The 8001-nt window shown below is 50.5% G+C and carries 8 protein-coding genes; 7 read left to right on the top strand and 1 reads right to left on the bottom strand.

Features of this window, described 5'->3' with window-relative positions:
• From BLX24_RS28895 to BLX24_RS28875, 6 genes are all read left to right on the top strand, one after another.
• Nucleotides 1-715 (top strand): RagB/SusD family nutrient uptake outer membrane protein (locus BLX24_RS28895; RefSeq protein WP_143092860.1); only part of this gene is annotated, 715 nt, incomplete at its 5' end.
• 15 nt (nucleotides 716-730) lie between these two features.
• A complete protein-coding gene (locus BLX24_RS28890) occupies nucleotides 731-1675 on the top strand; it encodes a DUF1735 domain-containing protein (RefSeq protein WP_071506707.1) in 945 nt (314 codons plus the stop codon).
• A 106-nt stretch (nucleotides 1676-1781) separates the two neighbouring features.
• The gene (locus BLX24_RS32915; protein WP_177225950.1) at nucleotides 1782-1952 is read left to right on the top strand and encodes a hypothetical protein; all 171 of its coding nucleotides are present in this window, start codon (nucleotides 1782-1784) and stop codon (nucleotides 1950-1952) included.
• Nucleotides 1953-2081: 129 nt separating this feature from the next.
• Nucleotides 2082-3161 carry a Gfo/Idh/MocA family protein gene (locus tag BLX24_RS28885; protein WP_071506706.1) on the top strand — a complete coding sequence of 360 codons (1080 nt, stop codon included), beginning with the start codon at nucleotides 2082-2084 and terminating at the stop codon, nucleotides 3159-3161.
• Complete coding sequence (locus BLX24_RS28880) at nucleotides 3158-3997, top strand: sugar phosphate isomerase/epimerase family protein (RefSeq protein WP_083422249.1); 840 nt, start codon at nucleotides 3158-3160, stop codon at nucleotides 3995-3997. Before BLX24_RS28885 ends, BLX24_RS28880 begins: the two co-directional genes overlap by 4 nt.
• A complete protein-coding gene (locus BLX24_RS28875) occupies nucleotides 3994-4770 on the top strand; it encodes an alpha/beta fold hydrolase (protein ID WP_071506705.1) in 777 nt (258 codons plus the stop codon). Before BLX24_RS28880 ends, BLX24_RS28875 begins: the two co-directional genes overlap by 4 nt.
• Nucleotides 4771-4793: 23 nt before the next feature.
• Here BLX24_RS28875 and BLX24_RS28870 read toward each other — a convergent pair whose 3' ends face one another.
• A complete protein-coding gene (locus tag BLX24_RS28870) occupies nucleotides 4794-5012 on the bottom strand; it encodes a hypothetical protein (RefSeq protein WP_177225949.1) in 219 nt (72 codons plus the stop codon).
• A 915-nt stretch (nucleotides 5013-5927) separates the two neighbouring features.
• Between BLX24_RS28870 and BLX24_RS28865 the strand changes: the two genes are divergently transcribed.
• Nucleotides 5928-8001 (top strand): choice-of-anchor I family protein (locus BLX24_RS28865; protein WP_177225948.1); only part of this gene is annotated, 2074 nt, incomplete at its 3' end.

Genomic DNA, 8001 nt, shown 5'->3' with positions numbered 1-8001 from the left:
CGATCCGGCCAATCCATACGCCAACCGTGATCCGCGCTTTTATGCCGCCATTTTCCACAATACCGCCAAGGCCGTTAAACTGAATACGACGACCACCATGTATACCTTCGAAAACTGGACGGGAGCGAAGGATGCAGCCGGACCGGCGGTAAACAGCCGCACAAACTACCATATCAAGAAAATGGTGTTTATGGGCCTGAACTGGTCGGATAACTCGATCAACCGCCAGCCGCATGCCAAATTCTTCATCCGCTGGGATCACATGGTGCTGGCTTTTGCGGAGGCAGCTAACCAGGTCGAAGGACCGCTGGGCACACGGTTTGGCCTGTCGGCCAAAGAAGCCATGGCCTACCTGCGTACCCGCAACAACACGGATGGCGGCAAAGGCTTTACCACTGATCCGTATCTGACAGAAGTGGCTGCCCTGGGGAAGTCAGCGTTCAACGAGTTTGTGAAAAATGAACGCCGTCTGGAACTGTGCTTTGAAGGCACACGCTTCTATGACCTCCGCCGTTGGACAACCGACCTGAAAGACCTGAACAAGCCGGTGCACATGGCTAAAATCACGCGGAATGCCGACGGGACGTTTGCCTATAAGCTGGACGAAGTGGTTGAAACACGGGCATATTCATCAGCATACCTGCCAATCCCGTACGACGAGATGTTGCGCATGAGCAAGCTGGTGCAGAATGAAGGCTGGGATTTGTGGAAATAAAGACTAATCGGGATCATGAAAAAGTTAACCATCGTTTGTTTACTCTTAACCATCCTGATGACCTCGTGTTATGAGGATTACATCAAGGATTTTGACCATACCTCTATTTATTTTATGTACCAGACCAACGTCAGAACGTTTGTTGTGGGCGAAGGCATGAAGATAGAGGTTGGCGCGGCCCTGGGCGGAACACGCGCCAATACCCGCGACCGCGTGGTGAATTACACCTTCGACGAGACCTTACTGAATGCCAGTGTATTGGCGGCCATGAAAACCGGAGCCGGCTATATCAAGGATGCCATTGCCCCGGTGAACCAGCTGAAAATGCTGCCGGCTGATTATTTTANGGTTATTAAGTCGGGGGAGCATTCGGGTTCGGTGGTTATCAAAGCCGACTCGGCTAAGTTTCTGGCCGACGCTTCGACAATCAGTCCGGTGTATGCCTTGCCGTTCTACATCAAAACGGCTGATGCAGATTCGCTGTTGCCCGACAAACGGTATGCCGTTGTCGCCTTAAAATACGAGGCGATGCTGTATGGTAATTACTGGCATGGCGGGGGGACTACCGTGAAAGACGCTACCGGTAAAGTCGTGAAAACGACCAATTACTTTACCTCAATACCTTCGCCCGAAAGCAAGGTGATGGTGCTGAAAACGGTGGGTACGCATTCGTTGACTACCAGCAAAATCAGTGATCAGTCGGGTTCGATGATCATTACGCTTCAGGGCGGTAAGGTCGTGGTTAGTTCGGCGCCCGGATCAAAAGTAGTGGTTGAGGGTGACGGAGAAAGTACCTATAACCGGGCCAAACTGTTGCAGGACCGTAAGATTTTCCTCCGGTATAAATACGCCAATGCCGACGGAACGACTTCCTACGCTCAGGATACCCTCACGTTCCGGAACCGGATACGCGACGGGGTTAATGAATGGATGGATTCTGATCCGGCCAGGTACAAATAAAAATAATGAGCGGGGTGCCGGGAGGTACCCCGCTTTTGGTTTAGATCAGTTCTGCAAACAAAATGCCCGGAATTAGTTTGTTACTGAAAACAAATCCCGCAATGGTATGGAACAAACACCGACACCCGCAGAACCCGTCATTGAATCTACTCCCGAACTGGAAGACGATCCGCTGCTGGACCAGGAAGTAACGCAACCTGAACCACAGACCGGTGACCTTACGGGCACCGATAAGGACGAAACCGGCGGGAACGACACCCCGGCAACGGAATCGTAGACGGTACTCAAAAACAGGGAACACAGGGCTCATGCGCCGATGCAGCCGGAAAAATCCTGTCTATGCTGCGTAACTTTTCAGAGTAATGCGTTAATATGCGGCTATGGTTCGGTTTTAATCAGAGTTGGCATGATACAAAAAGAAAACCGTTTGCTGCGAACGGGTATTCTGGGGTGCGGCCCCATTGCCCAGTTCGCTCATTTTGAGGCCTGTCAGAAAGCAAGAAACGTTGAACTGTATGCCCTGTGCGATGCGGCGCCGGATTTGCTCTCACGGATGAGCACCATCTGGCAGCCGGTGAAGTCGTTCAGCGATTACGATCAGATGCTGGCCGATCCGGAGCTGGAATGCGTGATTATTGCTACCTCCGATGCTTTTCACCTTGCTGCGGCCCGAAAAGCGGTTGACGCCGGCAAACATGTGCTGGTGGAGAAGCCGGTGGGTACCTCGCTGCCGGCCTGTTATGCTTTACAGGATCTTGCCGTCCGAAAAGATGTAAAGGTCCAGGTCGGCCACATGAAACGTTTTGATCCCGGTATTCTGCATGCGCATCGGTTCCTCCGCGAAAAGGTGGGGCAGGTGCTTTCCTACAGTGGGTGGTATATGGACAGTACGCACCGGTATACCGTGACGGACAATGTGCAGCCCCTTCCCGTTTTATCCTCCAGAGCGCTGAAGCCCGGCTTCGACGAAAAAGCCGACAAAACCCGCTATTACCTGCTGGCCCATGGTAGTCATTTGCTCGATACAGCCCATTATCTGGCAGGCGAAATCGGTTCAATCGAGACTCGGCTTGTGCATCGGTTCGGAGCCTGGTGCTGGTCAATGCACGTTGATTTTAAAAACGGAGCGGTGGGGCATCTTAACCTGACTGTCCCCTACCGCGGCGACTGGAACGAGGGCTTTACCGTTTCCGGGGAGTATGGCAGTGTGGAAGGCAAAACCTATAATCCATGGTATTTCAGGGGCAGTGAGGTAAAATGTTTCCTCGATAAAACAGCCACCTATGAGCAGGTGCTTGGGGCCGATGCGCATTTTTACCGCCTGCAACTCGAAGGGCTGGCTGATACCATCTTGCAGGGCTCCCCTCAAATCGGAACAGATATGGCGGAAGGTATTCTGAATATCAAGGCTATGCTGGCCGTGCAGCAGTCTGTCCGGGATAAAAAACGGGTGTATCTGGACACGATACAGGAGGGGGAGTTATGATGGAGATCGGTGTGTTTGCCAAAACCTTTTCCGGACCGTTTGAGGCGGTATGCGGGCAGGTAAAGACCTCGGGTATCAACCGGATTCAGTTTAATTACGCCTGTGTCGGTTTGCCTTCGTTGCCGCAGGTAATAGAGTCGTCTGTCCTGAATTCCGTTCAGCAGAAACTGGATGACTATGCGCTGACCGTTGAAGCGGTTTCGGGTACGTTCAACATGATTCATCCCGATCCGGCGCAACGTGAATACGGACTAACGGCCCTGGAAACCATTGCCGGGAGCTGCCATGTGTTGAACACGAACCTTATAACGCTCTGTACCGGATCACGTAATCCGGACGACATGTGGAAAGCCCATCCGGAGAACAACCTGCCGGATGCCTGGTATGATCTCCGTCAAACGGTAGACCGTGCCCTGGCCATTGCCGAACGTTACAACGTTTTTCTGGGCATCGAACCCGAGACGGCTAATGTGATCAATACCGTCGGAAAAGCCGCCCGATTATTGAAGGAAGTTAACTCGCCTTACCTGAAGATTGTCTTTGACCCTGCCAATCTGTTTGACCGCGAGCCGGACAATGTTATCCGCTACCGCATTCAACATGGCCTGGCGCTGTTAGGGGATTCAATCATGTCAGCCCATGCAAAAGACCGTTCAGCCGGTGGCAAGGTGGTGGCGGCGGGAAAGGGGCTTGTACCGTTTCCGCTTTATCTGGAACAGCTTCAGGGTATGGGCTATACCGGCGGATTAATCATGCACGGCCTGGCCCCGGACGAGGTTGCGGAAACCCAACAATATCTCCGGACAGTATTATCCAGGATCACCAATACACGATGAGCCATCGCATTCACTATACAGAAAGAGGCATAGGGCCGGTACTGGTGGCCCTGCATGGCCTGGGCGGAGACCGGACCCAATGGATGAATATGCTCCCCGATGATTTTCCGTTCCGGGTATTATTCCCGGACTTGCCCGGTCATGGAGAAACCGACTGGCTGGCACCGGAATTATGTACTTTCGACTGGTATGCGCATGAGGTCTGGCGCTGGCTGGATGCGCTGCAGATCACGGAGCAGGTGCCTGTTGCCGGTATCTCCATGGGGGCGGGTATTGCCCTCAAGATGGCCTGTCAGCAACCTGAGCGGGTGCAAAAACTGATACTGGTACGGCCGGCCTGGCTCAACCACCCTTATCCGGAGAACCTCAGCATATTTGTCCGGATGGGAAAAAAGTGGGCAGAGACCAGCGCTGCTGATACGATGACGTGGCTGCAATCAGATGAAGGGTATCTCCGGCTGAAAGCGGTAAATCCGGCTTGCCTGTCCTCGGTTCACGGCCAGTTGGATCGCCCGCTTCCCAAACCGGCGATCCGGACGTTAATTGAAATGCCGGGTAGTACACCCTTTGACACCCCGTTTGAACTCGCAGAACTAACCTGTGACGTACTTGTAGCCGGTAACGAAGAAGATATGCTTCATCCCGTTTATATCGCTGAAACGACAGCATCCCTGATTCCGTTTGCCCGCTTCAATGTTGTCGCTCCACGATATACATCACCTGCCAATCATAACCGGGACGTATTTGAACTTTTGGCAGCTTTTCTGGTATGATAACTGATCGTATACTAAGATTACTAGTTGACCCGCCGTGTACATTGGATAGCCAGTAGCTGCGCGTTATGCTTTACCAGGGTAGCCATCCGCGACTCAATAGCTTCTTTTTCAAGGAGAAACATTTTCGTGTCTGGTTCTTTCGGAGTCTGTAAAACGGATAATTTTTTCAGCAGGACCGAAATCCTGGCCCGCCGTTTCTGTTCATTGGATCCATTAGTCGGAATCTGTTGCCTTTCCATAGCCAACTCCTGTTGTATCCGGCGGATTTTCGCCATTTGGTGTTGATAGATCTCAACTTCTTCTTCATAATCGAAAGTCAGATCTTTTAGCTTACATTCAAGTTTCCTATACTGTAAACCGAGTTTTTCAAAAATGGAACGATCACTATATCTGGGCATTTTTCAATGATAGTATTAAAGTTCAACGTAACGCTTTTCTTAATTCCTTTTATAAACTTCCTTTTTTAACGGTCTTGTTGATTAACAGCCGTTGCCTTGTTTACATACGCAAAATAGGAATAATGAAGTTCATTTCATGTAGTAAACTAACTATGTTTGTTAAAAAAAACTAAAAGATGGTTAATTTTAGGTATCAAAATAAACAAAAAGTTAAATAAAAAAGCGCATACATGATTATATATACTCTGTCTTTGACAGGCTGGATTTCCGGTTTTTAAAAAATAGTAAAAAAGTTGCATGAAGAGGGAAAGTTATTGCATGAACACTGTTCAAATAGGTACCGTGTTTAAATAAAAGTATTGTCATGCCAGGTTCTTGAAAGAAAACATTGTTTCTGCATTATGTCTGCATGAACAACTGTTTGGTTGTATTAATGATTTGACAACAAGTATTTTAGCATGTATGGTTGCGTACTTCTCTACTTTTGTGCCGGCAAATAAACGTACCCTGCCAGACTAGCCGGCCCCACTCGTGGCGTGTAGACAACTGGCAGGGTCTTGCCACCATAGTTTCGGCAGAACACCAATATGAATGGGAAAGGACAAGCGTTTGTCCTTTTTTTATTGCCCGGCAAGTGTTGATATTTCTTGTGTTAACCTATTGTTAATCTGTGGTATACAAATATAAAATGCCGGAAATATCTGATTCCTGAAATTTGGGACCAAAAAAGGGATTACCCCATTCTATCCGGATTTCATGAAAAAACTTTTCCTCATTCTATCTTTCTTTCTGGTTACCTGGTGTGCCTGTGCGCAAACGCCAACGATAACATTCAGCGGAACCAGCCGTTCTGTAATCGAGGGAGCAGGTCAGGTGGCTATTACCCTTAACCTGATTAATCCGAACGCATCGGCAGCCTCAGTTCAGGTTTATATTTCGTCGGCTACGGCGGGCAACGGGGCTGATTTCGTGCTTGCCAGTCCGGCAACAGTCACTTTCCCTGCCTCAACAAGTACCGCACAGACGGTAACCCTGACCATAACCGACGATAATCTGCCCGAAGCCGATGAATACATTATGCTGCGGCTTCAGAATCCCGTAAATGCTCAGATTGGTTCTGCCAACTCGTATCTGGTGCTGGTACAGGATAACGACCGGTTTGTGCCTGAACTGAACAGCTGCCTGAGTCTGTCTCTGCTCACCAGCTATAAAAACCCGAATGGCGGCTCGTCAGAGATTGTGGCCTACGAGAAAATATCAAAACGGTTGTTTATCGCCAATTCGGTGGCGAACAAAATTGATATTGTCAATTTTGCAAACCCTGCCGCCCCCGTTTCGTATTCGTCAATCAGCGTGTCGGCGCTGGGGGGCAGTATCAACAGCGTGGCCGTAAAAAATGGTGTGATTGCGGCAGCGATCGAAAACGCCAATAAAGTACTGCCCGGTAAAGTCGTTTTCTTTACTGCTGAAGGCACTGTCTTGAAAGAAGTTGCGGCCGGGGTATTACCGGATATGGTGGCTATTTCGCCAGATGGCAACTATGTCGTGACGGCCAATGAAGGCGAGCCGGATTCTTACCTGGCCACCGGTACCGATCCGGAAGGTTCTGTGACGATAATTGACATCAGCGGAGGCATCAGTAACCTGACACAAGCCAACGTGACAACGGTTAGTTTCGCGTCGCTGAATGGCTTCAAAGACGCCTTCCGCGCGCAGGGCATCCGGATTTTTGGCCGTAAGGGGAATGTCCCTAACGGCAGCTCGGTTGCCGAAGACTTTGAACCTGAGTACGTGGCGTTCACTGCTGATTCTAAAAAAGCCTATGTGACTCTTCAGGAAAATAATGCCATCATCGTCATTGACCTGGATGCTAAATCAATTGCGATGAAAGACGGTCAGCCGTTTGTTAAGAGCTTAGGGTTCAAAAATCACGCCCTCGACCAAAACAGTCTTGACCCGTCTGACCAGGGCGGAATCATCAGCTTCCAGAAATTACCGGTTTTCGGGATGTATATGCCCGATGCCATCGCTTCGTATGCAGTAAACGGGCAAACGTATTTTATCACCGCCAATGAAGGCGATGCCCGTGAATATGATGGCTTGAACGAAGTAGTCCGTGCGGGCAACACTGCTTATGTGCTGGACCCGACGGTTTTCCCGAATGCCGCCGACCTTAAAAACAACCAGCTGCTGGGCCGGCTGAACGTGACAAACCAGTCGGGTGACCTCGACGGTGACGGCGATTTTGACCAGATTCACGTCTTTGGCGGCCGCTCAATCAGCATCTGGGATGCCAACGGCAATCAGGTATGGGATAGCGGAGATCAGTTCGAACGGATTACCAGAGCACTGGTGCCGGGCATTTTTAATGCCAGCAATTCGACAGGGGCACCTGCCATAAAAAACCGTAGTGATGATAAAGGTCCGGAGCCCGAAGGAGTGACCATTGCGCCTGTGGGTGGCCGGTTCCTGGCCTTTGTGGCGCTTGAGCGTGTTGGTGGTGTCATGGTGTATGACGTAACAAATCCGGCTAACCCGCAATTCGTTACGTATACTAACAACCGTTCTGTGGCCGGTAATGGCAGCGATGATCTGGGACCGGAAGGCATCATATATATTGCTCCGGAAGAAAGTCCGAATGGCCAGCCGTTGGTGCTGATCGCGAATGAAATCAGCAGCTCGGTATCGGTTTTTCAGCTGAACACGACCGGGACGGGGTGCAATCCGCCATCGGGTACGCTGGCTTTGCAGGAGCCGGTTTACAACTGTGATACCCGGCAGATTACCTTCCGGATCGCCGGAGGGGATGGGTCACCGGTTGAGTTCCGCG

Source organism: Arsenicibacter rosenii, from assembly GCF_001870735.1.
Classification (GTDB): domain Bacteria; phylum Bacteroidota; class Bacteroidia; order Cytophagales; family Spirosomataceae; genus Arsenicibacter; species Arsenicibacter rosenii.
This window is presented reverse-complemented; position numbering and strand designations above follow the sequence as displayed.